The 25,772-nt window shown below is 43.4% G+C and carries 26 protein-coding genes, 1 rRNA gene and 2 riboswitches; of the genes, 3 read left to right on the plus strand and 24 right to left on the minus strand.

What is annotated here, in order from left to right; genetic code table 11:
* Positions 1–7: 7 nt before the first annotated feature.
* The 4 genes from ACQCT8_RS16830 to ACQCT8_RS16845 form a co-directional block, all read right to left on the minus strand.
* Positions 8–682 carry a heptaprenylglyceryl phosphate synthase gene (locus tag ACQCT8_RS16830; protein WP_426873045.1) on the minus strand — a complete coding sequence of 225 codons (675 nt, stop codon included), beginning with the start codon at positions 680–682 and terminating at the stop codon, positions 8–10.
* A 221-nt stretch (positions 683–903) separates the two neighbouring features.
* Positions 904–1,221, minus strand: a complete 318-nt coding sequence (locus ACQCT8_RS16835; protein WP_426873046.1) for a YerC/YecD family TrpR-related protein — start codon at positions 1,219–1,221, stop codon at positions 904–906.
* Between the two features lie 25 nt (positions 1,222–1,246).
* Positions 1,247–2,296, minus strand: a complete 1,050-nt coding sequence (locus ACQCT8_RS16840) for a DUF3048 domain-containing protein (RefSeq protein ID WP_426873049.1) — start codon at positions 2,294–2,296, stop codon at positions 1,247–1,249.
* A gap of 41 nt (positions 2,297–2,337) precedes the next feature.
* A complete protein-coding gene (locus tag ACQCT8_RS16845) occupies positions 2,338–4,071 on the minus strand; it encodes an adenine deaminase C-terminal domain-containing protein (protein ID WP_426873051.1) in 1,734 nt (577 codons plus the stop codon).
* Between the two features lie 163 nt (positions 4,072–4,234).
* Here ACQCT8_RS16845 and ACQCT8_RS16850 point away from each other — a divergent pair, with 163 nt between their 5' ends.
* On the plus strand, positions 4,235–4,513 hold the full coding sequence (locus ACQCT8_RS16850; RefSeq protein ID WP_426873053.1) for a YgaP family membrane protein: 279 nt from the start codon (positions 4,235–4,237) through the stop codon (positions 4,511–4,513).
* Positions 4,514–4,679: 166 nt separating this feature from the next.
* Positions 4,680–5,000, plus strand: coding sequence for a helix-turn-helix domain-containing protein (locus ACQCT8_RS16855; protein ID WP_278242285.1), 321 nt, complete (start codon positions 4,680–4,682; stop codon positions 4,998–5,000).
* A 33-nt stretch (positions 5,001–5,033) separates the two neighbouring features.
* On the opposite strand, the gene sinI is transcribed toward ACQCT8_RS16855, so the two are convergent.
* From sinI to nadB, 19 genes are all read right to left on the minus strand, one after another.
* Positions 5,034–5,183, minus strand: coding sequence for a DNA-binding anti-repressor SinI (gene sinI, locus ACQCT8_RS16860; protein ID WP_426873055.1), 150 nt, complete (start codon positions 5,181–5,183; stop codon positions 5,034–5,036).
* 35 nt (positions 5,184–5,218) lie between these two features.
* Positions 5,219–5,313: riboswitch (cyclic di-GMP riboswitch) on the minus strand.
* A gap of 483 nt (positions 5,314–5,796) precedes the next feature.
* Positions 5,797–7,053: a phosphoribosylamine--glycine ligase gene (gene purD / locus ACQCT8_RS16865; protein ID WP_426873057.1), complete on the minus strand. Its 1,257-nt coding sequence runs from the start codon at positions 7,051–7,053 to the stop codon at positions 5,797–5,799.
* Between the two features lie 133 nt (positions 7,054–7,186).
* The gene (purH, locus tag ACQCT8_RS16870) at positions 7,187–8,722 is read right to left on the minus strand and encodes a bifunctional phosphoribosylaminoimidazolecarboxamide formyltransferase/IMP cyclohydrolase (protein ID WP_426873060.1); all 1,536 of its coding nucleotides are present in this window, start codon (positions 8,720–8,722) and stop codon (positions 7,187–7,189) included.
* Positions 8,723–8,773: 51 nt separating this feature from the next.
* Positions 8,774–9,340, minus strand: a complete 567-nt coding sequence (gene purN, locus ACQCT8_RS16875) for a phosphoribosylglycinamide formyltransferase (protein ID WP_426873062.1) — start codon at positions 9,338–9,340, stop codon at positions 8,774–8,776.
* A gap of 14 nt (positions 9,341–9,354) precedes the next feature.
* A complete protein-coding gene (gene purM / locus ACQCT8_RS16880; RefSeq protein ID WP_426873064.1) occupies positions 9,355–10,389 on the minus strand; it encodes a phosphoribosylformylglycinamidine cyclo-ligase in 1,035 nt (344 codons plus the stop codon).
* 11 nt (positions 10,390–10,400) lie between these two features.
* Positions 10,401–11,822 (minus strand): amidophosphoribosyltransferase, encoded by a 1,422-nt coding sequence (gene purF, locus ACQCT8_RS16885; protein WP_426873066.1) that lies wholly within the window; start codon positions 11,820–11,822, stop codon positions 10,401–10,403.
* The gene (gene purL, locus ACQCT8_RS16890; protein ID WP_426873068.1) at positions 11,807–14,023 is read right to left on the minus strand and encodes a phosphoribosylformylglycinamidine synthase subunit PurL; all 2,217 of its coding nucleotides are present in this window, start codon (positions 14,021–14,023) and stop codon (positions 11,807–11,809) included. Before purL ends, purF begins: the two co-directional genes overlap by 16 nt.
* Positions 14,007–14,693 (minus strand): phosphoribosylformylglycinamidine synthase subunit PurQ, encoded by a 687-nt coding sequence (gene purQ, locus ACQCT8_RS16895; RefSeq protein WP_426873070.1) that lies wholly within the window; start codon positions 14,691–14,693, stop codon positions 14,007–14,009. The genes purL and purQ overlap by 17 nt, the downstream gene beginning before the upstream one ends.
* Positions 14,690–14,944 (minus strand): phosphoribosylformylglycinamidine synthase subunit PurS, encoded by a 255-nt coding sequence (gene purS, locus ACQCT8_RS16900; protein WP_426873072.1) that lies wholly within the window; start codon positions 14,942–14,944, stop codon positions 14,690–14,692. The genes purQ and purS overlap by 4 nt, the downstream gene beginning before the upstream one ends.
* Complete coding sequence (purC, locus tag ACQCT8_RS16905; RefSeq protein ID WP_426873074.1) at positions 14,941–15,657, minus strand: phosphoribosylaminoimidazolesuccinocarboxamide synthase; 717 nt, start codon at positions 15,655–15,657, stop codon at positions 14,941–14,943. Before purC ends, purS begins: the two co-directional genes overlap by 4 nt.
* A 127-nt stretch (positions 15,658–15,784) precedes the next feature.
* Entirely contained in the window at positions 15,785–17,080 is a 1,296-nt protein-coding gene (gene purB, locus ACQCT8_RS16910) for an adenylosuccinate lyase (RefSeq protein WP_426873076.1), read from the minus strand.
* A gap of 14 nt (positions 17,081–17,094) precedes the next feature.
* Positions 17,095–18,222 (minus strand): 5-(carboxyamino)imidazole ribonucleotide synthase, encoded by a 1,128-nt coding sequence (gene purK / locus ACQCT8_RS16915; RefSeq protein ID WP_426873078.1) that lies wholly within the window; start codon positions 18,220–18,222, stop codon positions 17,095–17,097.
* Positions 18,215–18,706 carry a 5-(carboxyamino)imidazole ribonucleotide mutase gene (gene purE, locus ACQCT8_RS16920; protein ID WP_426873080.1) on the minus strand — a complete coding sequence of 164 codons (492 nt, stop codon included), beginning with the start codon at positions 18,704–18,706 and terminating at the stop codon, positions 18,215–18,217. Before purE ends, purK begins: the two co-directional genes overlap by 8 nt.
* A gap of 140 nt (positions 18,707–18,846) precedes the next feature.
* Positions 18,847–18,949, minus strand: a riboswitch (purine riboswitch).
* A gap of 72 nt (positions 18,950–19,021) precedes the next feature.
* Positions 19,022–19,219: an NETI motif-containing protein gene (locus tag ACQCT8_RS16925; protein ID WP_426873082.1), complete on the minus strand. Its 198-nt coding sequence runs from the start codon at positions 19,217–19,219 to the stop codon at positions 19,022–19,024.
* Positions 19,209–19,769: a DUF2179 domain-containing protein gene (locus ACQCT8_RS16930; RefSeq protein ID WP_426873084.1), complete on the minus strand. Its 561-nt coding sequence runs from the start codon at positions 19,767–19,769 to the stop codon at positions 19,209–19,211. The genes ACQCT8_RS16925 and ACQCT8_RS16930 overlap by 11 nt, the downstream gene beginning before the upstream one ends.
* A gap of 174 nt (positions 19,770–19,943) precedes the next feature.
* Positions 19,944–20,603: a type 1 glutamine amidotransferase domain-containing protein gene (locus ACQCT8_RS16935; RefSeq protein WP_426873086.1), complete on the minus strand. Its 660-nt coding sequence runs from the start codon at positions 20,601–20,603 to the stop codon at positions 19,944–19,946.
* 178 nt (positions 20,604–20,781) lie between these two features.
* Complete coding sequence (gene nadA, locus ACQCT8_RS16940; RefSeq protein WP_426873088.1) at positions 20,782–21,870, minus strand: quinolinate synthase NadA; 1,089 nt, start codon at positions 21,868–21,870, stop codon at positions 20,782–20,784.
* Positions 21,833–22,720 (minus strand): carboxylating nicotinate-nucleotide diphosphorylase, encoded by an 888-nt coding sequence (gene nadC / locus ACQCT8_RS16945; protein WP_426873090.1) that lies wholly within the window; start codon positions 22,718–22,720, stop codon positions 21,833–21,835. Before nadC ends, nadA begins: the two co-directional genes overlap by 38 nt.
* The gene (gene nadB / locus ACQCT8_RS16950) at positions 22,674–24,266 is read right to left on the minus strand and encodes an L-aspartate oxidase (RefSeq protein ID WP_426873092.1); all 1,593 of its coding nucleotides are present in this window, start codon (positions 24,264–24,266) and stop codon (positions 22,674–22,676) included. Before nadB ends, nadC begins: the two co-directional genes overlap by 47 nt.
* Before the next feature lie 114 nt (positions 24,267–24,380).
* On the opposite strand from nadB, the gene ACQCT8_RS16955 reads away from it, so the two are divergent.
* On the plus strand, positions 24,381–25,502 hold the full coding sequence (locus ACQCT8_RS16955; protein ID WP_426873094.1) for an IscS subfamily cysteine desulfurase: 1,122 nt from the start codon (positions 24,381–24,383) through the stop codon (positions 25,500–25,502).
* 143 nt (positions 25,503–25,645) lie between these two features.
* Here the strand turns inward: ACQCT8_RS16955 and rrf are convergent.
* Positions 25,646–25,761, minus strand: a 5S ribosomal RNA gene (gene rrf / locus ACQCT8_RS16960).
* Positions 25,762–25,772 lie beyond the last annotated feature (11 nt).

Below are 25,772 nucleotides of genomic sequence, written 5' to 3' on the forward strand. Positions count from 1 at the left end.
TGAATTTTTACAGGACTGTTTTTAAAGCCTCATTCAGGTTCTCGTAAACCAGATTGCCTACGACGATTACATCAGCCCGTTCCGCCATTTCTGCTGCTTTTTCTTTTGACGTAATGCCGCCTCCGTAAAAGAATACGGTCTTTGAAAGCTCCTGTCCAACAGCTTTTACAATGGCAGGATCTCCGTACATGCCGCTGTATTCCAAATAAAAAACCGGCAGACGAAACAGCCGTTCTGCCATTCGTGCGTATGCCACGATGTCTTCTTGTGTCAGCGCTGTGTCTGCTTGGGTCAGGCTTGCCGCTTTGCAATCCGGATTCACAATGCAATAGCCCTCGGCCATGATTTCTTCCCAGTTCATGAGATCCCCATGTTCTTTGACTGCCTCATGATGAAGTCCGGTAATCCATTTTGGGTCGCTGGCATTTAGTACAGTAGGAATAAAATACAAATCAAATCCAGGTGTAACCGAATCCAGAGTAGACACTTCAAGGACGCACGGGACAGTGTATCGGCGTACCCTCGCCATTAAGTCCAGAACATTTTCAAGTGTCACGCCATCTGAGCCTCCGACCATGACTGCATCGGTGCCAGATTCACAGATTTTTTCTAAAGCATCATCTGATAGCTCCTTATTCGGATCAAGTTTAAATACATGTTTCCATTCCTGGACGTCATACATATTGCATCCTCCATTTCACTGCGTTCCTTTTCAAACTTATCCGTCTCATTATAGCATCCTATGAAGGAAGCTTAAAGCGTGGAAAGAGTGGTCAAATAATTCGGTATTTTATGCATCAGCGCATAAAAAAGAGCCTGGGACAAAATTGTCTCAGACCCTTTGACCGGTTCACATCGCTTCAGGCAGATGTACTGAATCCCCCGGACCTGTTCCTTGTGAATCTATTCCTTATTTTCCTCAGCTTCTTCACTTGAATGGATACGCCCCAAAACGAGTGAGTACGTATCGTTGCCATAGTTCAGGCATCTTTTTACACGGGAAATGGTCGCTGTGCTGGCACCGGTTTCCGTTTCGATCTTATGATACGTCTTTCCTTCCCGGAGCATGCGGGCAACTTCCAGCCGCTGAGCCAATGATTGGATTTCATTTATTGTACACAGATCATCGAAAAATCGGTAGCATTCATCCAGGTCTTTTAGTGAAAGAACGGCATTAAAAAGCTGGTCCAATTCTTTCCCTCTGAGTTTATCTATTTGCATAATGTCGGAACGACTCCTTTTATGATTAATCATTGTTTATGGTAACGAGCTCATCAAATCCCTTTTCTTCAGGAATGATATGAATCCAGCTTAATCCTGGTGTCAACGGGGCAGGTTCTCCCTTATAATAAGGAACCATTCTTCCGTCTTCTTCCTTCCACTCCATTTTAAAATACCCGCCTCTAGTAAAAAGATGAGCACTGCCTCCTGATGAGAGGTCAATTTCCAAACGGCCCTGATCATCCACGATGCGATGTTCGGCTTCTGCTATTAAAACATTGGCAATCGAAACAGGCTCACCTGATTCTTCATCAATCGTCATTTCTCCGTCGATCTTTCTTATATAAGTGCCATCAGCGTCATACGTATAACTGCTCGTATACATTTCATTTCCGTCATAGGTCACTGAAAATTCCGAAGCAGCTTTTTCCGGCACAAGATCACTTTCAGACGAAAAGGCCATCGCTGCAGGTGCTCCTTCGAGCGAGACTCCTCTTCTCTGGGCTCCTTGTTCAAAATACCCAGAACCGCTGTAAGAATTGTGAGGGGCTGCACGGTCTGATGAACGAATGAACAATTCTCCATCATACTGAATCCCATTCATATGTTCAATTACACCTTGTTCAAGCATGGTAAAAGCATCCGGACTATAGCCGTGAGCAACAAAAAAGCTGTTAAAGGCTCCTGCAAGCTCTATATGATAATCTCGTGCACTTCTAATCGGCCCAACACGCTCAGGATACTGGCTTTGATAGATGGCGAGAAGGCGTGTAATTCCCCCTTCAGCCAGTACTTCATAAATCATATCCGCTTCTGCCAAACCGCTTTGGGGCCGGGCTTTAGGATGATTATTTAAAATAACAGAGATGGCTCTTTGAGTACTTACTTCATTTAATGGCTCTCCGGATAAAGGGGAAACCGGGGAAGCAGCAGGTGCATGAACTTTTTCTGTTTTATCCGGCTGCTGGGTTGCAGTGGATTGATTTTCCTGGTTATTAAGCTGATTTTCTGCTTCATGATTTCCACTGCAGGCCACCATCAAACTTGAGATCGCTACCAGTAAAACGCGCTTCATACAGTATACACCCCATAAGTAGTTTCTCTTACTTTCTCATTTTAACGCATTATCGTTGGAAAGAGTACCGTTTTCTTTTTAACATCATAGAGTCCTTTTTGAGTAATCCGGATATATGGTAAATGCGTTGATGATAAGAATAACAGTGTATAGACCGGATCCCCGTGACTGTATCCTCTTTCTCTTACAATTTCTCTTAATGTTTCTTCTGCATTCATTACTGTCTCCATTGGCTCTCTTGACATGATGCCGCCGATTGTAAGGGGAATTTCATGCAGCACTTCCCCCTTATCTACCAGCACAATTCCTCCCTGAAGATTGCGAATGCGTGAAAAAGCGGTTTGAATGTCTTTTTTTGATTTCCCAATAAAAAGTAAATCACCTGTATTTGAAAAGGATGATCCAATAGCGCCAAGGTCCTGAGCAAACCCTTTTATCACTGTGCAGATTTTCCATTTCCCATTCCGATCAATCAGCATTAAAAAGCTTTCGTCACTTTCCCGCTGCAATTCATCCACGGACGTATCACTATTTATAGAGTATGGTTTAGTAATTACGTTATTCACCATTTCAATTCCAAATGGCATTGAAAACTGCAAATCTTCTTCTGTCAGTTCCCACTCTACTTCTAATGGAGGAATTAATGACCAGTCGGGCTGTTCAATAAACTGCGTTCTTTCCCCATCTTTTTTTAGCCATTGTCCCTTTGATAGAACAGATTCAGGGGTTGGACAATCGGCAAAACTCAATACATTCAATGTAGCTTGTCTTCCGGTTGCGATCATCCCCTGCATGAATTCCATTCGGTAATACTTTGCAATCGAATAAGTGGCCATATGATATGCCTCAATCGGATTCACCCCTGAGTCAAGCGCTATTTGAATTAGCCGGTCCATAACACCTTCACGATAAAATGAAGGTGTGGAGCCATCGGTTGTCATCATCAGTGAATCAAACGATTGAAGGCCTTTTTCTTTCAGTTCATCAATAAGCTTTGGCAGATCCGGCCGGATGGAGGAGTGACGCAATGTTACTGCCAGCCCCTGCTCCAAGCGCATCCAAGCCTCATCACCGGTCATTGCCTCATGATCGCCTGTAACACCTAAAAGCGTCATTTTTGCAATAGTTTTTTCAGAAGCACCAGGCAAATGCCCTTCCACCCTCTTGTATTGAATTCTTGCTTCCTGTATCCAGCTTAAAATCATATCGTCTCCATCAGCCAATTTAGGCCAGCTTGTCAGCTCTCCAGCAAGCAGAACGCTAGGATCAGCCAGCCACTGCCGGATTTCTCCATTGGTAAACAGTTCCTGTTCATTGTCTAATTCCGTCTGAGCATCAAGTCTTGCCCACCAGTAAAAGGAAAGGGAGGATTTCTTAAACTGCTGTATAAAAGGAAGCGCTTTCTTTTTATTATTTAATAAAAGCATCATCAAGTTGTCCGATATAAACGTTGTCGTACCGCTTTGAGATGCATATTCAGCAAAAGATTGGGGATTATATAGCTGAAAAGGATGTACATGGGGTTCTATATAACCGGGTACAACCCATTTATCGGTTAAATCTGTGATTTCTGTATTCATCGTATTTTCAGGTAGTTTATCTCCTACATAGACAATACGATTGCAGTAAATCCATATATGCCCTTTTTTCCACATCTTCAAGGAAGAATTAAGATAGGTGGCATTCGTTAAAAGCTTGGTTGGGGCAAGGCTGCCGTCAAGAACAGCAGTATGTTCTCTTAAATGCTCAATCTTCCAGGGAAAACGTTGCTCCATCGTACCAATTCCTCCTGACATGTAAACAATATACCCTTATCATGCTTCTGCACAGGCTTAAAATATGTGCAGGATGAAAATAATGGTTTAATCGTATCATATTTTACATGTCACCGCATTAAAGAGCTGCAGATTTACAAAAAAGACATAGGAGTGAGAGTTCATGAGACCAAACATTGGAAGAACAAATTCTTATATTCGAACGATTGCAGGGTTTTCAATTTTAAGTATCGCCACTGCCAGAATGGCAAAAAAACCTTGGAAAAAATCGTTCATGCTGCTTGCGGTTCTTGGCGCGATGAAAGTAGCTGAAGGGCTTATGCAATTCTGTCCACTGGTTGCACTTTGGGACAAGCGGAATAGCTGGATGGACGATGCTTTGGATTGGGACAACGAAACCAGCAACTACCTCCACCACTCAGAAGTTGGAGTGGGGGAATAAGAAATATTGTGGGTCTTTTAAACCACCATTCACCCTTCATCTCCCTATCTCTATGACCAAACATCACAACTTTTTAAAAATTTGTGCGTTATAGTGTCCATTATATTAATTTATGATAAAATGGAGAAATAAGTCGAAATTTAATACTTCAAGGTGTGTGATGGTTATGATTGGTGATCGCGTAAAGGCTCTTCGCAAAGAAAAAAACATGTCACTCTCTGAATTAGCGGAACAAGCTGGCGTTGCAAAATCCTATGTCAGCTCTCTAGAGAGAAATCTCCAGCAAAATCCTTCAATCCAGTTTCTAGAAAAAATTGCTCCTGTTCTTGGGGTGACGGTTAATACTTTGCTCGATCCTGATGACAATCAAAAGGACGTCGACACCGACTGGGTTAATTTAGCTAAATCAGCAATGGAATCTGGAATTTCCAAAGAGCAGTTTAAAGAATTTATTGAATTTAACAAATGGCGCATCAATAAAAAATGACCAGTGCATATTGAGGATGCACCGGTCATTTTTTTATCCAGCTGCCACTTTTTTTCTTTCCCTTTCACGATGAAGATTTTTCCCCTTTAAAAAATCTTCAATTTCGCATTCAGAAATCCCCGCTGTAAGTGCTTCGTTAATTAGAGCCACCCATTCCAAATCCACTTCTGCCGCACGACCCATTTTCCGTCCCCTCCCAAAATACTATTTGCAGTACCTCAGGCGGCTCAGCCGTCATAGCACTCTCCTTCTAAATGCCTTAGACCCGTAAGCTTTGCGTCCCAGTTTTTCAACTGGTTTGCCCTTATCTGTTCTTGCTCGAAGCTGAAGCAATAACAATTATTCATTCCCCCATGGCCAATGTGATTTATAATTAATATTATCTTATCACCATTTATACTGCTGACATATAGGAGTTTAGAACCAAGTGTTCTGACTTTTCCGACAACAAAGGACATAAAAAGAATGTTTTAGACTATGTAGAAAGAGATATACTCTATACCCCAATTGTTCCATTTCCCTAATTAAGTAAATAGTAAACATAAGTTGGTAAAAAAATGTGAAAAAACATGGCTGCGACAGTGGTCTAGTATAAATATCACTTGTTCTTTATTAAGAAAATCATACTGTTATTATACGATTTTTCATAATAATGTTAAATAGCCATATTCCCTTTTATTCTTACATTTATAAGTCTATTTCCCTCATATGCTACATTATTCTCGTTTTTCCTAAGAATTCCTTTCTTTCTGTTAGTTGTTCTCTATAATGAATAAAAGAACCTGAATAGGTTCTTTTATTCTTTCTTTATGGCCTGATGTCCAATGTCTTTTCTATAAAATAACTGTTCTGTATTTTGCTTACTAAGATAGGTATACACACGACCCCTGGCCTGCTCAAGGCTTTCACCACTGCTTGCAGCCAGCAGGACCCTGCCCCCGGCAGAATACAAGTCATCTCCATCCATCTCGGTTCCGGCATGAAACAGCAATTCGTGCTCTTCCTTAAATTGATTCAGCAGAATTTTTTTTGTGTATGCTCCCGGATAACCTTCCGCTGCCAAAACCACTCCTGCGACGGTATTCCTATCCCATTCCAGCTCCGTTGTTTCGCGCTTTAAAAGCTTTAACAACAGGGAGGCAAGATCGGTTTTTAATCTGGGCAATACCACCTGCGTTTCAGGGTCTCCAAAACGGGCATTAAATTCAATTACCTTTGGCCCGGATTTTGTTAAAATCAGTCCTGCATATAATACTCCGGTAAAAGGTCTGCCTTCCTTTATCATAGCTTGAACAACGGGTTTAAGTACAGTATCCATTGCAATTTCTGCAATTCCTTCAGGAAGATGAGCCACAGGTGAATAGGCCCCCATGCCTCCAGTATTAGGTCCTTTATCTCCATCAAAGGCTCTTTTGTGATCCTGAGCCAGTTCAAGGGGAATAATGATGTCTTCATGTACAAGAGCCATAAAAGAAAACTCTTCTCCCTCAAGGAATTCTTCTATGACAATTTGACGGGAGGAAGAGCCGAACTGCTCTTCTACCAGCATGTCATCAATTGCTTTTTCTGCTTCTTCCATCGTCATCGCTACTACTACGCCTTTTCCTGCTGCCAATCCATCTGCTTTTATGACAATCGGCACTCCTTTTGTGTGCAGATAACGCTTTGCTGAAGCAGCCTCCTGAAAGGTTTCATATGCTGCAGTCGGTACATTGTATCGCTGCATCAACTCTTTTGCATAAGATTTGCTTCCCTCAATTTGTGAGGCCTCCTTGCTCGGGCCAAAAATAAAAAGCCCTTCTGCTAAAAATCGATCGACAATTCCTTCTGCTAATGGCTGTTCAGGTCCCACTACCGTTAACTCCACCCGATTTGTCTTTGCAAATTGGACTAGTGATTCCTGATCATTTTCGTCGATATTTATCCGCTCAGCACACGAAGCGATACCTGCGTTGCCTGGTGCACAAAAAACCTGCGTTACCGACGGTGCTTTTGCCATTGCTTTACAAATGGCATGCTCCCTGCCTCCCCGGCCGATTACCAAAACATTCATCGTTAAACCTCCCTTTTATAGAAATCAGGCCCTATGCTGCTCCTGATAAAAAGAGGCTGACCCAAAACCATATGAGTCAGCCAAAACATGGACATGAGTAAGATTATCTGGACATGGAAATCTTACGTATTCATTAGTGTTTAAAGTGGCGTATTCCTGTTAGCACCATGGTGATGCCCCATTCATTTGCTTTCTTAATGGAGTCCTCATCCCGTATAGAGCCGCCCGTTTGAATAATGGACGTTATTCCGGCTCTAGCAGCAGCTTCAACGGTGTCATCCATAGGGAAAAATGCGTCGGAAGCAAGACTCGCTCCTTTTGAACGTTCGCCTGCCTGCTCAAGTGCAATTTTCGCAGCACCGACACGGTTCATTTGACCCGCGCCGATTCCAAGTGTCATTTGAGAATCCGCCACCACGATAGCATTAGACTTAACGTGCTTCACCACCTTCCAAGCCATTTTCATTGCTTCCCACTCCTCTTCCGTGGGCTGTCTGTCGGTTACAACTCTGACATCTCCATTTTCAAGCGTAAACTGATCCTGATCCTGCACCAGCAGCCCGCCTTCTACTGAAGTAATAAGGTGCTCATGTGCCACCTTCCGATCAAATGGGACAGTTAGCAGGCGGAGATTCTTTTTCGCTGTTAACACTTCCATCGCCCCCTCGGTGAAAGCAGGTGCAATAACGATTTCCAAAAAGATTTCAGCGAGCTTGACCGCAGTTTTTTCATCCACAGCCCGATTAAACGCAACAATTCCCCCGAATATAGAAGTGGAATCACTTTCATACGCTTTTAAGAATGCTTCATAAACAGTTGAGCCTCTTCCTGCGCCGCATGGATTCATATGCTTGACAGCAACAGCGGCCGGCTCATCAAAATCTTTTACAATTTGCAGTGCGGCATCAGCATCCTTGATATTGTTATAGGAAAGTTCTTTCCCGTGATGCTGTCTTGCGTGAGCAACAGAAAACTCAGACCCGAGCGGATTGCGGTAAAAAGCAGCCTGCTGATGAGGATTTTCCCCATATCTAAGATCCTGCTGACGCTCATATGTAAGTGTGAACCTTTCCGGGCTTTCTTCTCCTGCCTGATCCGTTAAATAACGGGCAATGTGTGCATCATACGCTGCCGTGTGCCGGAAAACTTTCGCAGCTAGTTTTTTTCTCGTTTCAAGGTTCACAGACCCGTCCTTTTCAAGCTGTGAAAGGACTGTACTATAATCAAGCGCGTCTACAATTACAGTAATATGGGCATGGTTTTTAGCAGCTGCACGAAGCATAGTCGGACCGCCAATATCAATATTTTCAATCGCTTCTTCATACGTCACGGCCGGATTGCTGATGGTTTGCTGAAAGGGATAGAGATTGACACACACTAAATCAAACGGTCGAATGCCCTGTTTATCAAGCTGACTCATGTGCGCCTTATTATCCTGTTTAGCTAAAAGACCTCCGTGAATAGATGGGTGAAGTGTTTTTACTCGCCCTTCTAAAATTTCCGGGAACCCTGTTACTTCATCAACGCCAATAACTGGCACGCCTTCTTCTTGCAGCAGATTCTTTGTTCCGCCTGTAGATAGAATCTCGTACCCGAGTCGCTGAAGTGATGATGCAAATTCAACGACTCCCGCTTTGTCTGATACACTGATCAGTGCACGTTTTGCCATAGTATCAATCCTCCAACTGATCTCTGCCTGCTGATGTTGTCTTGCAGGCATTTAGTATTTAAATAGCTTTTGCAGTGTGTCTGGGTAAAGATGGTGTTCGATCTGGTGAATTTGTTTTTGAATGTGATCCAGGTTCATTTGTTCCTCTACAGAAAATGCCTGCTGCGCAATAATGGGACCTGTATCCATTCCCGCATCCACATAGTGAACGGTTACTCCCATTACTTTTACACCATAGTCCATAGCCTGACCCACTGCATCTTTTCCGGGAAAAGCCGGTAAAAGAGAGGGATGAATATTAACAATTTTGTTTTTAAATTCAGTCAGTAAAACGGTGCCGATTAACCGCATGTAGCCTGCCAGGATCAGCCATTCCACTTCTTTTTCCCTAAGCTTTTCCAATATGAGTTTCTCATATTGATCTTTGCCTTTAAATGATTTTGCCTCGAAGGAGAAGACTTCAATGCCTGAAGCTTCAGCCCGTTTCTTTACGTATGCCTCCTGCCGGTCACACACAATAAGTTCAACTTGTGCATCAAGCTCTTTTCGGGCAATTGCATCGATTATGGCTTGAACATTGCTGCCGTTTCCAGAAGCAAATAAAGCAATTTTTGTCATGAGTCTCTCTCCCTTTATTCCTTTGACTCGAACACAACACCTTCGTCAGCCGTAACCTTTCCGATCACATAGGCAGATTCATTTACCGCTTTAATTGCCGTGAGGGTCTGGTCCACTTCACTTTCCTTCACTACCGCAACAAAACCAATTCCCATGTTAAACACATGATACATATCATCTTCTGTCATAGAAGCTGCATCCTGAATGATGGTAAAGACAGGAGGAACAGGCCAGGTGCCGGGTATTATGGAAACGCCCAATCCTTCAGGCAGCATGCGCGGCAGGTTTTCATAAAAGCCGCCCCCTGTTATATGAGCCATCCCTTTAATATCTACCTTCTTTAATAAAGGCAGAATGGTTTTTGCGTAAAGTTTGGTTGGGGTTAATAGAACATCGCCAAGCGGCTGATCGAGTCCTTCGATTACATCAGAGAGCGAGAAGCCTTTTTCCTCAAGCAGCGTTTTACGCACAAGCGAGTAGCCATTGCTATGGATTCCGCTCGAAGGAAGACCGATTAAAACATCGCCTTCTTCGATCCGCTCACCTGTAACAATATTGCTTTTTTCGCACGCTCCAACCGCAAATCCTGCCATGTCATACTCATCTTCAGGGTACATTCCCGGCATTTCAGCCGTCTCTCCTCCAATTAGCGCACAGCCGGATTCTACACAGCCGTCTGCAATGCCTTTTACCAGCTGTTCGATTTTTTCCGGTACTGCTTTTCCTACAGCCAGATAATCCAGAAAATAAAGCGGCTCTGCCCCTTGAGCGATGATGTCATTTACACACATCGCCACGCAATCAATGCCGATCGTATCATGGCGGTCCATTGCAAAAGCGAGTCGAAGCTTTGTTCCAACTCCATCTGTGCCGGAGATTAAAACGGGCTCTTTATAGGGAAGGGAAGAAAGATCAAACATGCCCCCAAATCCGCCAAACGGACCCATTGCCCCGGGACGTTTGGTACGCAGCACATGTTTTTTCATTCGTTCAACGGAATCATAGCCCGCTTCAATATCCACTCCTGCTTGACGGTACGCATTCGACATCTTATTTCCTCCTAGTGTGTAAGCTCTTTTTCATAGGGGTGCAGTGTATCAGGGTAAATTTCTGTTGGATACTTTCCTGTAAAGCACGCCAGACAATGCCCTTTGTTTTCGCCGGAATCCGGCCGGCCTATTGCAGTGACCATGCCTTCAACACTTAGGAAGCTTAGTGAATCTGCTCCAATGATCTGGCGGATCTCTTCTACGGAATTTTTACTTGCAATTAATTCTTCGTGCGTGCTTGTATCGATTCCGTAGAAACAAGGATTTTTAATAGGCGGTGATGAAATCATGACATGGACTTCCGTTGCGCCGGCGTCTTTTAGCATATTGACGATTCTTCTGCTTGTTGTGCCCCGTACAATTGAATCATCCACCATGATCACACGCTTGCCTTCTACTACTCCTCTGACAGGCGACAGCTTCATTTTCACGCCTTGCTCTCTTAATTCCTGTGAGGGTTGTATAAAGGTTCTGCCAATATATCGATTCTTGATTAATCCCATTTCATAGGGAATATTTGCAGCTTCTGCATAGCCAATCGCTGCAGAAATACTTGAATCTGGAACACCTGTCACCACATCAGCCTCAATTGGGAATTCTGCAGCCAGCTGTTTACCGAGACGCTTTCTTGCGCTGTGAACATTGATTCCATCAATGTCGCTGTCCGGACGAGAGAAATAAACATATTCCATCGTGCAGATTGAGCGGTTTGTTGCATAGGTGAACCGTTCAGAACGGATTCCATCATCATTAATAATCAACAGTTCACCCGGCTCAACAGACCGGATATATTCTGCGCCGATAATATCAAAGGCACAGGTTTCTGATGCCACTGCATACCCGTCACCAATCTGACCAAGAGACAACGGACGGAGGCCATTCGGGTCAAGCGCCACCATAAGCTCCGTTTCGGTCATAATGACAAACGCATAGGCGCCTTTTAACATGGTCAGCGCATTTTTCACACGCTCTTTTACATTTTCGTATCCGCTCCGCTTGATTAAATGGGCGAGCACCTCCGTATCTGACGTCGTTTGTAAAATGCTTCCCTGACGCTCAAGCTGGTGCTTTAGTGCATTCGCATTAACAAGATTCCCGTTATGGGCCAGCGCAAGGCTGCCTGTCTGCGAGCGGAACAGAAGCGGCTGAACATTTTCATACCCGCCTCCTCCAGCAGTTGTATACCGGACATGCCCAACTGCTCCATGACCAACTAATTGATCGAGCTGTTCCTGACTGAACACTTCCGTAACGAGTCCTTCTCCTTTATGGCTGGTGATCTCACTTCCCGTGGATGCCACTATGCCGGCGCCTTCCTGTCCGCGGTGCTGAAGACTTTGAAGAGCGTAGTACGTCAGCTGAGCCGCTTGTTCATGACCCCAGATGCCAAAAACGCCACACTCTTCATTCAGTCCTTTTAATTCAGCAAGCATGCGATCGCTCCTCTCCAACTATCCTCAAAATCTTTAACAGGTTTATTAATTACCGCTTGTCCTTCATGACGAATCATGATGGCTGATTGTGCCGTTACGTGTCCGATATGCTCTGCAGTGACAACTTGTTCGAATGCTTCCTTATGTTCAGGTGATACTGATACTAAAAAGCGGGATTGAGTTTCACTATATAATGCAGTGACGACAGAACCTTTGAGATCAACTTCCACACCAAGCCCATCTGTTCCAAAGGTTGATTCAGCAAGCGCAACTCCAAGTCCGCCTTCTGCAAGATCGTGAGCCGATGAAACAAGCCCGCTTTGAATGGCTTTAAGCAGCATAGTCTGACGATTTTTTTCAACCTCTAAATCAAGCGCTGGTGCTTGTCCGAAAATCCGTCCATGAACGAATTTCTGAAGCTCGCTGCCGCCAAATTCAGTGCGCGTTTCACCAATGACATAAACTAAATCGCCGGCTTGTTTAAAGCTTTGTGTCGTAATATGCTCAATATTTTCAATTAGTCCAACCATTCCAACTACTGGCGTTGGGTAAACAGCTGTTCCATTTGTTTCATTGTAAAGAGATACATTTCCTCCGATAACCGGAGCATTCAGTACGCTGCATGCTTCGCTCATTCCATCCACTGATTTTTCCATTTGCCAGAAGATTTCTGGTTTTTCAGGGTTACCGAAATTAAGACAATCTGTAATCGCAAGCGGAACGCCGCCTGAACAAACAATGTTTCGAGCTGCTTCGGCCACAGCAATCTTACCGCCTGTCTCCGGATCTAAATAAAGATAGCGAGAGTTACAATCTGTTGTCATAGCTAATGCTTTCTCGGTTCCACGAATTCGAAGAACAGCTGCATCAGAACCTGGTGTAACAACAGTGTTTGTACGAACCTGATAATCATATTGATCGTAAACCCATTCCTTGCTTGCAATGGTTGGCTGTTTTAAGAGAGATAGTAGTGTTTCCTCTACATTTTCCACTGCCGGCTCTTCATTATCCATCGCTTGGAATTCACGATAGTAGGCAGGTTCACTTGATGGCTTATGATAAACAGGCGCGTCCTCCGCAAGAGCATCTACTGGTACATCTGCAATGACTTCACCTTTATGAATTAAACGCAGATGATGATCATCTGTTACATGACCAACCGCTACTGCATCAAGATCATACTTATGGAATAATTCCTGAATTTCAGGTTCGCGGCCTTTTTCAATGACGATCAGCATACGCTCTTGTGATTCTGACAGCATCATTTCGTAGCCTGTCATACCTGTTTCACGCTGCGGCACTAAGTCCAGATTCATTTCAATTCCAGATCCTGCTTTACTTGCCATTTCAGCTGACGAACTTGTAAGTCCTGCTGCACCCATATCTTGAATCCCGATTAACGCATCAGACTTAACAAGCTCAAGACAAGCCTCTAAAAGCAATTTTTCCATAAATGGATCGCCTACTTGAACAGCTGGACGTTTCTCATCAGACGTATCACTCAGTTCCTCAGAAGCAAAGGTTGCACCATGAATGCCATCTCGTCCTGTTTTAGCACCAACATACATTACCGTGTTGCCAACGCCTTTAGCCTGACCTTTTTGAATATCTTTATGATCAATCAACCCAACACACATGGCATTGACAAGTGGATTCCCATCATAAGAAGCATCAAACTGAATCTCGCCTCCCACTGTTGGAATACCAATACAATTTCCATATCCCGCAATTCCTGCCACTACCTCTTCAAAAAGGTACCGAACACGAGCAGAATCCAATTCTCCAAAGCGTAGAGAGTTGAGGATCGCGATGGGTCTTGCTCCCATCGAAAATACGTCACGTATAATCCCGCCGACGCCTGTTGCAGCTCCCTGGTAAGGCTCGATCGCAGAAGGGTGGTTATGGCTTTCAATTTTAAATGCCACTGCCTGACCGTCTCCAATATCAACGATACCCGCTCCTTCACCCGGCCCCTGAAGCACCCGTTCGCCTGTTACAGGGAATTTTTTTAATAAGGGTTTTGAATTTTTATAGCTGCAATGCTCGGACCACATGACAGAAAATAAGCCAAGCTCTGTCCAGTTGGGAATGCGCCCAAGAATGGACTCTACCATACCAAACTCTTCGTCTGATAAACCCATTTCTTTATAAAGCTTTTCTTCTTTTATAGTTTGAGCTGTTGGTTCAAGCAGTAATGACATTTGAGTCCCTCCAGTGCTTCACAATCGATTGAAACAAGTTAAGTCCGTCTGCGCTTCCTAAAAGTGCATCAACTGCACGTTCAGGATGCGGCATCATTCCAAGCACATTTCCTTTTGCATTTGTAATGCCGGCAATGTTCCCGAGGCTGCCGTTGGGATTAAGACCCTCATAGGTAAAAACAATCTGATTATTTGCTTTTAAATCATTATAAACAGTGTCGTCACAGTAGTAATTTCCTTCTCCATGTGCGATCGGGATTTGAATAACCTGATTTTTACCATAGGCCGATGTAAACATGGTGTCAGGGTTTTCTACTACCAGCCCAACTGTTCTGCACATAAATTTAAGCTCTTTATTGCGCAGCATAGCACCCGGCAGAAGTCCTGCCTCAAGAAGAATTTGAAACCCGTTGCATACACCAAGAACCGGCTTCCCTTCCTCTGCTGCTTTCACAACTTCTTTCATGACATTTGAAAAACGGGCAATCGAACCGGAACGCAGATAATCTCCATAAGAAAATCCTCCCGGCAGAAGAATGCCGTCATAGCCGCTCAAATCTTCCGTATCATGCCAGACATATTCCGCTTCTTCACCAAGCTCATCTTTTATCGCATGGTACATATCAATATCACAATTGGATCCGGGAAATACAATCACTGCAAATTTCATCGTGTGACGGCCTCCTCCACCTCATACTCGTAGTCCTCAATGACCGTGTTGGCAAGCAGTTTTTCACACATTTCTTTTACCACTTCGTCTACTGGGCGATCAGACGGCTCGATCATCACTTCAAGATATTTTCCAATCCGCACATCCTGCACCTCATGATAATTCATCGCATGAAGCGAACTTTTAACCGCTGTTCCTTGTGGATCAAGTACACTTTCTCTTAATGTTACGTGGATTTTAATCTTCATCATGATGAAACGCCTCCCAGTCTTTTAAAAACAGTTTGATACGCATCTGTTAAACTTCCTAAATCTCTTCTAAACACATCTTTATCGAGCTTTTGTTTCGTTTTTGAATCCCATAGCCTGCATGTATCTGGCGAAATTTCATCCGCCAAAAGAATGGATCCGTCTTTATCTCTGCCAAATTCCAGCTTAAAATCAATCAGGTCTACTTCAATCTGCTCAAAAAACTGTGTCAGCACCCGATTGATTTCCAATGCTTTTTCTTTTAAAAGGGTTAATTCTTCCGGCCCGGCAAGTCCGAGTAATGATATATGATCTTCATTAATCAATGGATCTCCAAGATCATCATCCTTGTAGTAATACTCGACAATCGTATGCTTAAGCTTAAGCCCTTCTTCTAATCCAATTCTTTTGGCCAATGTGCCAGCGGCAGTGTTTCGAACGACGACCTCAATCGGAATGATTTCCACGTGGCGGACTAGCTGCTCGTGATCGGAAAGCTTTTCAATAAAATGAGAGTCGATGCCTTCTTCTTTCAATCTCTCAAAAAGAAGGGAGGTGATTAAATTGTTAAGCTGGCCTTTCCCTTCAATTGTGGCTTTCTTTTCTCCATTAAAAGCAGTTGCAGAATCCTTGTATTCCAGCCATAAAATGCCTTCTTCATTGGTTGAATACAATCTTTTTGCTTTTCCTTCGTAGAGCATTTGCCCTTTTTCCATGTGAAGTCCACTCCCTGATCGTCGGAATTTTGAATCTTTTTATCTTATAGGGTGAATGGAAGTGCCAGGTCCGTTTCTTAAAACAACGGACTGACTGGCCTTCATTCATTTTTCTGCCATTTAATGATTAATTTAAACCCAAGCGTGTGAAGATCGTATCCACATGCTGCAGATGGTAGTGATAATCAAAGCAATCCTCAATTTCATCCGGTGTCAGCTTAGATGTAATGGCATCTTCTGCTTCTACCAGCTCACGGAAATGCACTTGTTTTTCCCAGGCTTCCATCGCTTTAGGCTGAACGGTATCATACGCTTCTTCGCGTGACAGCCCTTTATCAATAAGAGCCAAAAGCACACGCTGTGAATAAATCAATCCTAACGTCCGGTCCATATTGCGCTTCATGTTGTCTGGGAAGACCGTTAAGTTTTTCACGATATTTCCAAAGCGGTTCAGCATGTAATTTAACGCGATCGTAGCGTCAGGTAAAATGACCCGTTCTGCTGAAGAATGTGAAATATCCCGTTCATGCCATAACGGCACATTCTCATAAGCGGTCTGCATGTAGCCGCGTATTAGACGGGCAAGCCCGGTCATGTTTTCAGATCCGATTGGATTTCGTTTATGCGGCATAGCGGATGATCCTTTTTGGCCTTTTGAGAAGAACTCTTCCACTTCTCTTGTTTCACTTTTTTGAAGTGAACGCACTTCTACTGCAAATTTCTCAATAGAAGTAGCGATGAGAGCCAGTGTTGCCAGGTACTCTGCATGCCGGTCACGCTGAAGAGTCTGCGTTGAGATCGGTGCGGCCTGCAAACCTAGTTTTTCACAAACATATGACTCTACAAAGGGGTTAATATTTGCATATGTTCCAACTGCTCCAGACATTTTTCCGAATTCAACACCGGATGCTGCGTGTTTAAAGCGGTCAAGGTTTCGTTTCATTTCTTCATGCCACAGCGCAAGCTTCAATCCAAATGTGGTCGGCTCGGCATGAACACCGTGTGTACGCCCCATCATGACGGTCATTTTATGTTCTTTTGCTTTCGCTGCAAGAATATCCACGAAATTTTCAATGTCCTTCAATAGGATCTCATTGGCCTGGCGCAATATGTAGGAAAGCGCAGTATCCACGACATCCGTTGATGTAAGTCCATAATGCACCCATTTTTTCTCTGCTCCGAGTGTTTCGGATACCGCACGAGTAAAAGCGACGACATCATGGCGTGTTTCTGCTTCAATTTCTTGAATGCGGGCCACATCAAAAGACGCATTTTCGCGGATTTTTTTAACGTCTTCTTTTGGAATGTCACCAAGTTCTGCCCATGCTTCACAAGCCAGGATTTCTACTTCAAGCCATGCCTGAAAACGATTTTGTTCTGTCCAGATAGCTCCCATTTCAGGGCGGGTATAGCGTTCGATCATTGTGGTACCTCCAGTTATGTTGTCTTCCAAATAGGTGATTCGTGCACTTCTTTCAGTGTCATGTCTATATCATCTGTAAGGATGGTGATATGACCCATTTTCCTGTTGTGTTTTGCTTCAGCTTTTCCGTATAAATGAAAAGACCAGTCGGGATGGCGGCTTATTGCATCATAAGCCGGCTCTACATGCTGACCAAGAAGGTTGATCATAACAGCCGGCTTCAGCAAACCGGTTTTTTTAAGCGGCCAGTTGCAAATCGCCCGGATGTGCTGATGGAATTGGGATGTTTGACATGCCTCAATTGAGTAATGTCCGGAATTATGAGGCCTTGGAGCAAGTTCATTTACCCAGATTTCACCTGAATCCGTTACAAACATTTCAACTGCCAATGTGCCAACCAGCTTTAGTTCATCTGCGATTTGAAATGCAAGCTTTTCCGCTAGCTGTTTCACGTCATGCTCAATGCGTGCAGGAACAATGGATTCATGCAGGATATGGTTAACATGTATGTTTTCAGCAATTGGCAGCGTGGTGGACTCTCCACGGGAGTTACGGTGAACGATGACAGAGATTTCTCTATCAAAGGAAATAAATGCTTCTAGTACGCAGGCTCCATTTTTTCTTACAAGTTCCTGCGCTTCTTGTATATCCTCCATGGAACTGATCTTAACCTGACCTTTTCCGTCATATCCTCCTGTTAAGGTCTTCACTACAGCCGGAAAGCCGAACGATTCTATGATATCATATATTTCTTGTTCGTGTTCAATGACCTGATAAGGGGCAATCGGAACGTCAGCTTTTTCAAGCATTTTCTTCTCCAGCAGGCGGTTTTGTGTAATCTGGATCAACTCCGCTCCCTGTGGAAGATGGGCGATTGAAGATAGCCACGAAAGAGCTTCTGCATCAATGTTTTCAAATTCATATGTGATCACATCACTTTTTTCAGCGAGTGTTTTAAGGGCCGCCCGATCGTCAAATGCTGCCTGAATGACAATATCAGCTACTTGGCTGCATGGGGAGTTAGTTCCTGGGTCGAGAACTGCGACCACAAATCCTGCTTCTTTTGCTGCAAGTGCCATCATTCTTCCGAGCTGTCCTCCACCAATAATACCGATTGTTTGTCCAGGCGTAATTCTATCCATCAAGATCACCGCTGCTTTCTATTACTTTAGACTCGCTTGCTTTACGCCTTTGATCAAGCCGTTCAGCAATCGCTGAGTCAAACGCCGATAACATCTGTGCAGCAAGCAGACCTGCATTGACTGCTCCGGCATCCCCGATCGCCACAGTTGCGACAGGTACACCGCCTGGCATCTGAACAATTGAAAGAAGGGAGTCGAGTCCATTTAATGCTTTTGACTGAATAGGCACACCAATGACTGGCAGAGTCGTTTTTGCTGCGACCATTCCAGGCAGGTGAGCAGCACCTCCTGCACCTGCAATAATTACTTTCAGCCCTCTTTCTCTTGCGCTTCCTGCATAATCAAACATTAAGTCCGGTGTACGATGCGCACTGACTACCTGTTTTTCATACGGGATTTCCAGTTCATCGAGCAGCTCACATGCTTTTTTCATTGTGGGCCAATCCGAAGTACTTCCCATAATTACACCAACTGCTGCATCCATCTTCTCACTCCAATTGTCGAATTCAATAAAGCAATAAAAAACCCAGGTCAACATTTTCCTCTATCTTTAAATAGAAGGAAAGCTGTTCACCTGGGTCCCGAATGCACCGTCTATACCTGTATAAAAAGGCATAGCGGATCCAAGGCATCACTTTCCCTCATAGTCCGGTCATTTACGGTAACCGGGTAGAAACTTTTGGGCCATATTCCCAACGATTATATGAGGTCGTATGCTTATTCGTTTTTCTCGTCTTTATCATAACAAGGTGACATAAGCACGTCAACCTTAAAACGAACAATTTTATTTCACTATAACTTATTGTTCGTTTTTCAACCCTTGAAATCGGATCCTTTGCCTGATCGGCTCATTTTTTACAGAAGATCCCTCTTTCACTTCTTTGAAAATAGGTTCTTCTATTCTTCTTACGGGGGTATAGCCTAGGTCAGCCATACGCTTTAAGCAATCATCAATTGATTCGTCTTGTTCAACTTCAAACCATTCCTTACTGCTCATTCTTTTTTTCCTCCTGCGCAATGCGTTTTCGAACACTTTTCACCCAAAATCCGCCATGAATCGCTTTTGGTTCATATGAGATAATAAAAGCTTTTGGATCTACTTCTTTTATGCGCTGATAAAGCTTTAATTCATATTTTCTGGGTGTCAAAATCTGCATCGCCCATCTTCCACCTTCAAGTCCGTTCGCCTCCCAATCCGTTACTCCGTATCCCCATTCCCTGAGTTTACGCGGAAGGTCCAAGCCGTTATCCATGGTAATAACATTGACGGTAATATAGCCCAATGCGAGTTTTTCTTCTATTTTCATTCCAATAATAACACCTAAACCATATCCTACTGCATACGCAATCAGATTCTGGATCTCATTTAAATTATCAAGAACCAATCCCAGTCCAACTACATAAATAACGACCTCCACCATACTGACTCCTGCCGCTAAGTAGCGATACCCTTTCAGCGTCAATATCATTCGCATTGTAAAAAAAGTTACATAAAAAATATTGATGACAAAGATTATCACCATCATAATTAATCCATTTTCAAGCACTGCTGTTCCTCCTTCAGCTTTTGAGAAGAGACAGGAACTTTGCGTATCGCGCCTCTTCAATGACTCAAAAGCTATCCTACTAGTGAAAAGGTAAAAAGTAAAGATGAATTGTTGTACTGCGACAAAAAACCAGGACTGGAATTCTCATCAGTCCTGGTCTAAGCTTGCTCTATTTTATCCTAGTGCTTTTACGAAAGCTTCAGCCGTTTTTTGGCTTGACTGTGGATTTTGTCCTGTTATAAATTTACCGTCCGTTACCACATGGTCTGCCCAGTTACCCTGTGCAACAAAATGAGCCCCCTGCTCCTCAAGCTTCGATTGAAGAAGAAATGGCATTAGATCATCTAATCCCGTCTCTTTTTCTTCTTCATCCGTGAACGAAGTAAGCTTTTTCCCTTTTACGAGAAATGTGCCATCAGACAATTCAACGTCTACAAATCCCGCAGGACCATGACAAACTGCTCCGATTACTTTATTATTTTCAGCAAAATGAGCCAGTCCGTCCTGAAGCTGGGGTTCATTTGGCAAATCAAACATTGTCCCGTGACCGCCTGGGAGAAAGACGCCATCAAAATGATCAAATACTACACTTGAAAGCTGCTCTGTTTTAAGAAGCTGCTCTTCTGCCTCTTTCCATTCAGCAGGCTGTTCATCCTCAAGGCTGTTCGGATCGAGCGGAATTCCGCCACCCTTTGGACTGACTACTGTCACATCAAAGCCGTTTCGTTTAAATTCAACATAGGGTTCAGCGAATTCAGATAACCACAATCCTGTTGGGTGATCCTGGTCAATTTTTTCAGTATTGGTTAACACCATTAAAATATTCTTAGACATTTCTGCATTCCACCTTTATCTTGGTTTGCTCTCTTTACTTGAATTACCCCTTTGCAATTGGAATAAACATGTAAACGCCTTCAATCAATTTGATAAAAGGAAAAAATCTCCGCAAATAAAGCCTGGGACAAATATGTCTCAGGCTCAATAACAGGTTCACTGCGCTTCAGGTGCTGTCTTACTTCAATTCAAGCATTTTATTCAATGCTTCCTTTGCATAAAATGACGTGATAGGATCCACCGTAATTTGATTGTGAATCTTTCCTTTTTCAAGAGACTCAAGAATCCATGCAAGATGCGGGAGATCAATACGATTCATCGTAAGACACGGGCACATGGTTGGATTTAAGGATTGAATCTCAAGCTCCGGATAGCTTTGTTTGAGACGGTTAACAAGGTTCATTTCCGTTCCAATTGCCCATTTTGATCCTTTCTCAGCACGAGAGATTGCATCAATAATATACTTAGTCGATCCTGCATCATCTGATAACTCAACTACTTCTCTTGTACATTCAGGATGAACGATAATATTGACAGAAGGATCTTCATTTCTCAGCTTCTTAATATGCTCTACCCTGAAATTCATGTGAACAGAGCAATGACCTTTCCATAAAATTACTTTAACATCATCAAGGTCACCTTTATATTCAAGGTTTTCCTGAATAGGATCCCAAATTGCCATGTTGTCCAGAGGAATCCCCAGATCATAAGCGGTATTGCGTCCCAGATGCTGATCCGGCAAAAAAAACAGCCTCTCTTTTTGCGTAAAAGCCCATTGTACAACCTTCCGGGCATTAGAAGAGGTAACTGTGGCTCCCCCATTTTTGCCAACAAAAGATTTAATAGCAGCAGTTGAATTCACATATGTAACAGGCAGAATCGTGTCTCCAAATAACTGTTGAAGCTGTGCCCAGCCTCGCTCAGTTTGACTGATATCCGCCATATCAGCCATTGAACAGCCTGCTCTCATATCAGGAAGCACTACTTTTTGATGATCTCCTGCAAGGATATCTGCTGTTTCTGCCATAAAATGCACTCCGCAAAAAACAATATATTCAGCCTGATGCTGTTTTGAGGCGATTTGAGCAAGCTGAAGGGAATCTCCTGCTGCATCAGCAAATTGGATGACTTCATCTCTTTGATAGTGGTGACCGGGTATAAACAGACGATCCCCCATCTTTTCTTTTACAGATTGCACCCGCATTTTCAAGTCATCAATTGAAGCTGTTTTATAAGCTGGCGGCATACCCGTCTGAAAATCCAGCATGATTCCTTCCCCCTTTTTTAATCTTTACATCTAAGCTGATATCCAGGCTTTTGACAGAATGAGTCAGATAGCCTAGGGAAATATAATCAACCCCGCATTGGCCATATGCATGTAATTGATCCATCGTTATACCACCCGATGCTTCTGTAACAATTTCCGGTGGAACCTGCTGAATCCATTCTTTGATGAGATCTGGAGAACAATTATCAAACATAATGCAATCTGCTTTTGCTTCAATGGCTTCTTTCAGCTGTTCTTCCCTTTCAACCTCTACCTCGATTTTCACCATGTGACCTGCATATGCCTTCGCTTTTTCAACCGCTTCTTTGACTGACCCCGCAAACTCAATGTGATTATCCTTTAGCATGATTCCGTCATACAGTCCGAATCTGTGATTCATTCCGCCGCCGCAGCGTACTGCATATTTTTCAAACATCCTCAGGCCGGGTGTTGTTTTTCTGGTGTCGCAGATCTTCGTGTGGGAGCTGTTTAATTTCTTAACCGCCTCATTTGTGAGTGTAGCAATTCCGCTCATGCGCTGAAGTAAATTTAAAATGACACGTTCTCCTGATAAAATGGACTTTACAGGTCCGCTGACGGAAGCAATGCAGCTCCCTTTTTCCACGCACTGTCCATCCTCTTTATGCATCTCTACTTTTACTGCCGGATCAAGCAATTCGTATACCATTCCTATTAATTCCAGACCAGCAAGTACACCGGATTCTTTTAAAATAAAATGCGCTTCCCCCACCTCCCGTCTTGTAAACAAAGCTTCACTTGTCAGGTCCTGATCGTGAATATCTTCATACAAAAAGAGCTCGACCATCTTTCTTGCCTTCATCTTGTTCATACTCCTCATTCCCCCTATCCTGATTCTTTTGCAATTTTTGAACAATCCGTACCCCATCCCATTCACTACTTTTATCAGGATAGTCCAGGCAATAATGTGCCCCCCTGCTTTCTTTTCTTTCACAGGCCGATTTTATAATCAGGTAAGCAGCGGTAACCTGATGAAGGAAGGTCAGTTCTTCCGGATGATACTCATAGATATTTTTATCAGTAAGGACAGAAAATTCTTTTTCGAGTTTCTCTAATCCCTGTTTCATTTTTTGAGTTGTCCGTTCAATGCCTGCACACTCCATCATCAGCTTTTTAAGCTCCTTCAGCGTCATCGCAGATTTTGAGCGTTTTATCCCTAATTCGTTGTACTCTTTATCTATAAATCTATTCTGCCGGTGAGGCTGACGGCGTAAAAAGTTGCCTGCAGCCTCACCGTAAACAAGGCCTTCAAGGAGGGAGTTACTTGCGAGCCTGTTCGCTCCATGTGCACCCGTACAAGCTGCTTCTCCAATTGCATACAGACCTTCTACTGAGGTTTGGCCCGTTTCCTGAACCTTGATGCCCCCCATATGAAAATGAGCTGCTGGTTTAACTGGAATTCTACCTGTTTTTAAATCAAAGCCTTCTTCCTTACATAAGTGAGTGATGGTTGGAAATTTAGTTGTGAATTCTTTCACATAATTAATCGCTAAATAGATTTTTTCTCCCTGCTGAATTCTTCTATACACCTCTCTCGCTACTATATCTCTTGGAGCTAAATCTCCCAGCGGATGATTGTCCATAATTCTTTCTCCAGTTTCCGTGATCAATCTTGCCCCTTCCCCCCTTACTGCTTCAGAAATCAGAATTGAACTTGGGTGGTCTCCAGCCAATGCTGTAGGATGAAATTGAACAAACTCAAGATCCGCTAATTCTGCCCCTGCATAATACGCAAGTGACAGTCCTTCTCCATTCGCACTTGCTGCATTTGAAGTAGCCTCAAATAAATTTCCGCAGCCACCGGTGGACAGGACGATGTGTTCAGCCCATATGATTTCTGTTTTGCCTGCAGAGCCTAATATCTTTACACCTGAGCATCTTCCTTCTTTAATGACTAGTTCAACTGCAGAGTAATATTCAATCCATTCTGCTTCTTCTGGCACCTGCTGCAACATAAAATCCGTCAGCTTTCTGCCAGTAGCATCTCCTCCTGCATGAATAATTCTTCTGTGAGAGTGAGCCCCTTCTCTTCCAAGCTTTAAAGAAGCAGCATCACAATCGAATTCCATGCCTTTTTTGATGAGTTCCATTATGGTCATTGGACCTTGGTTTACAAGAAACTCAACAGCATGCTTATCACAATGTCCATCCCCTGCCCTGAGTGTGTCCCTTATATGCTCTTTTACGTCATCTTCTTCACTGACCACCACAGCTACTCCTCCCTGAGCTAGTATAGAATTGCTCAAAGATGGCCCATGCTTGCTGAGAATAGCCACTTTTTTAAATGGAGCCACTTTACGGGCAGCAGCCAGTGCAGAGATGCCGCTTCCTATAATTACAACATCATAAGATTTCAACTAAACACCCCTTACTTTACATGTGTCTTGACACCTATCTTTACATAACATTAAACTAAATACAATAACTATTTAACAAAGATAGTAATTGAAACCTATTAAAGGAGTGTCATAATGATTTACTTAGATTACGCAGCCAGTGCCCCCATGAGGAAAGAAGCACTGGATACATATTATAAAGCAGCAACTTCTTTTCCCGGCAATGCCAGCAGCCTGCACGATACCGGCACTGCAGCTGACGATCTATTACAGGAATGCCGAAAAGAACTTGGGACTATTCTGGGAGGGGATCCAAACGGAATTTATTTTACGAGCGGCGGTTCTGAATCAAATGATTTAGCCATACGCTCCATAGCGAAAGGAAATGCTCACCGGGGGCGTCATATTATCACAAGCAAGCTTGAACACCCTTCTGTATTAGGGGCTTTCACTGTATTGGAAGAAGAAGGATTTGAACTAACCTATCTTCCCGTCCAGGATAACGGATTGATATCTCTTCAAGATATTGAAAAAGCATTAACGAATGAAACAATTCTTGTAGCGATTCAACATGTGAATCATGAAATTGGCACTACTCAGCAAATACAGAAAATAGGCTCACTTTTAAAAAAGCATTCGATCGCATTTCATTGTGATGCCGTTCAATCGTTTGGAAAGATCCCGATAGATGTTCACGAAAACTGTATAAGCAGTCTTAGTCTATCCAGCCATAAGGTGGGAGGACCGCAGGGGGTTGGCGCTGTTTACATAGATCCTTCCGTTCACTGGAAATCCACTTATAAATTTGCTACTCATCAAAAAGGCTTCCGGCCAGGGACATTGAACGTGCCTGGTATTGCTTCATTTATTACAGCTGCAGCGTGCGCAGTTAACGAAATGAAAGAGCATCATGAAAAAACCATGATGTTGCGGAATATGTGGATTCATTTGGTCACACCCCATCATGAAGCGATTCAAATAGAAGGAATTAATCAACTGCCATCCATTATTGGGATGACGAGTTCTTCTTTTCAAGGGCAATGGCTCCTGCTTGAGTGCAATCGTCAGGAACTCGCAATATCCATAGGCAGCGCCTGTCACATAGGCCAGCAAATACCCGCTACAACGATAACCGCTATAGGGAAAACCATTGATGAAGCAAACCGGTTTATCCGTATATCTCTTAGTGCAGAGACTTCTCGATCTGATTTAGAGCAGCTCTACCAGGCTCTTACTCCTTATTTGAAAAATCGATAAAGCTATCTAATGAAGCAGCCAATTAAATGAATTAGAGTATAAGAGGAAGACAGGCATGGCATGGCTGCCTGTTTTCTTGCCTGCTTTCAAACATTCTTTACAAAAAAAGAGCCATTCCCCAAAGGGAATGACTCTTTTTTTGTGCCTAGCGACGTCCTACTCTCACAGGGGGAGACCCCCAACTACCATCGGCGCTGAAGAGCTTAACTTCCGTGTTCGGCATGGGAACGGGTGTGACCTCTTCGCAATTATCACTAGACGCTATTATAG

The organism is Jeotgalibacillus proteolyticus, from assembly GCF_050107735.1.
GTDB classification, from domain to species: Bacteria; Bacillota; Bacilli; order Bacillales; family Jeotgalibacillaceae; genus Jeotgalibacillus; species Jeotgalibacillus proteolyticus_A.

What these genes read in the sequence shown, in the direction of transcription:
- ACQCT8_RS16830 (WP_426873045.1), bottom strand. Translation starts at nt 682, where the DNA reads ATGTATGACGTCCAGGAATGGAAACATGTATTTAAACTTGATCCGAAT.
- ACQCT8_RS16835 (WP_426873046.1), bottom strand. Translation starts at nt 1,221, where the DNA reads ATGCAAATAGATAAACTCAGAGGGAAAGAATTGGACCAGCTTTTTAAT.
- ACQCT8_RS16840 (WP_426873049.1), bottom strand. Translation starts at nt 2,296, where the DNA reads ATGAAGCGCGTTTTACTGGTAGCGATCTCAAGTTTGATGGTGGCCTGC.
- ACQCT8_RS16845 (WP_426873051.1), bottom strand. Translation starts at nt 4,071, where the DNA reads ATGGAGCAACGTTTTCCCTGGAAGATTGAGCATTTAAGAGAACATACT.
- ACQCT8_RS16850 (WP_426873053.1), top strand. Translation starts at nt 4,235, where the DNA reads ATGAGACCAAACATTGGAAGAACAAATTCTTATATTCGAACGATTGCA.
- ACQCT8_RS16855 (WP_278242285.1), top strand. Translation starts at nt 4,680, where the DNA reads ATGATTGGTGATCGCGTAAAGGCTCTTCGCAAAGAAAAAAACATGTCA.
- sinI (WP_426873055.1), bottom strand. Translation starts at nt 5,183, where the DNA reads ATGGGTCGTGCGGCAGAAGTGGATTTGGAATGGGTGGCTCTAATTAAC.
- purD (WP_426873057.1), bottom strand. Translation starts at nt 7,053, where the DNA reads ATGAATGTTTTGGTAATCGGCCGGGGAGGCAGGGAGCATGCCATTTGT.
- purH (WP_426873060.1), bottom strand. Translation starts at nt 8,722, where the DNA reads ATGGCAAAACGTGCACTGATCAGTGTATCAGACAAAGCGGGAGTCGTT.
- purN (WP_426873062.1), bottom strand. Translation starts at nt 9,340, where the DNA reads ATGACAAAAATTGCTTTATTTGCTTCTGGAAACGGCAGCAATGTTCAA.
- purM (WP_426873064.1), bottom strand. Translation starts at nt 10,389, where the DNA reads ATGTCGAATGCGTACCGTCAAGCAGGAGTGGATATTGAAGCGGGCTAT.
- purF (WP_426873066.1), bottom strand. Translation starts at nt 11,822, where the DNA reads ATGCTTGCTGAATTAAAAGGACTGAATGAAGAGTGTGGCGTTTTTGGC.
- purL (WP_426873068.1), bottom strand. Translation starts at nt 14,023, where the DNA reads ATGTCATTACTGCTTGAACCAACAGCTCAAACTATAAAAGAAGAAAAG.
- purQ (WP_426873070.1), bottom strand. Translation starts at nt 14,693, where the DNA reads ATGAAATTTGCAGTGATTGTATTTCCCGGATCCAATTGTGATATTGAT.
- purS (WP_426873072.1), bottom strand. Translation starts at nt 14,944, where the DNA reads ATGATGAAGATTAAAATCCACGTAACATTAAGAGAAAGTGTACTTGAT.
- purC (WP_426873074.1), bottom strand. Translation starts at nt 15,657, where the DNA reads ATGGAAAAAGGGCAAATGCTCTACGAAGGAAAAGCAAAAAGATTGTAT.
- purB (WP_426873076.1), bottom strand. Translation starts at nt 17,080, where the DNA reads ATGATCGAACGCTATACCCGCCCTGAAATGGGAGCTATCTGGACAGAA.
- purK (WP_426873078.1), bottom strand. Translation starts at nt 18,222, where the DNA reads ATGGATAGAATTACGCCTGGACAAACAATCGGTATTATTGGTGGAGGA.
- purE (WP_426873080.1), bottom strand. Translation starts at nt 18,706, where the DNA reads ATGGATGCAGCAGTTGGTGTAATTATGGGAAGTACTTCGGATTGGCCC.
- ACQCT8_RS16925 (WP_426873082.1), bottom strand. Translation starts at nt 19,219, where the DNA reads ATGAGCAGTAAGGAATGGTTTGAAGTTGAACAAGACGAATCAATTGAT.
- ACQCT8_RS16935 (WP_426873086.1), bottom strand. Translation starts at nt 20,603, where the DNA reads ATGTCTAAGAATATTTTAATGGTGTTAACCAATACTGAAAAAATTGAC.
- nadA (WP_426873088.1), bottom strand. Translation starts at nt 21,870, where the DNA reads ATGCTGGATTTTCAGACGGGTATGCCGCCAGCTTATAAAACAGCTTCA.
- nadC (WP_426873090.1), bottom strand. Translation starts at nt 22,720, where the DNA reads ATGAACAAGATGAAGGCAAGAAAGATGGTCGAGCTCTTTTTGTATGAA.
- ACQCT8_RS16955 (WP_426873094.1), top strand. Translation starts at nt 24,381, where the DNA reads ATGATTTACTTAGATTACGCAGCCAGTGCCCCCATGAGGAAAGAAGCA.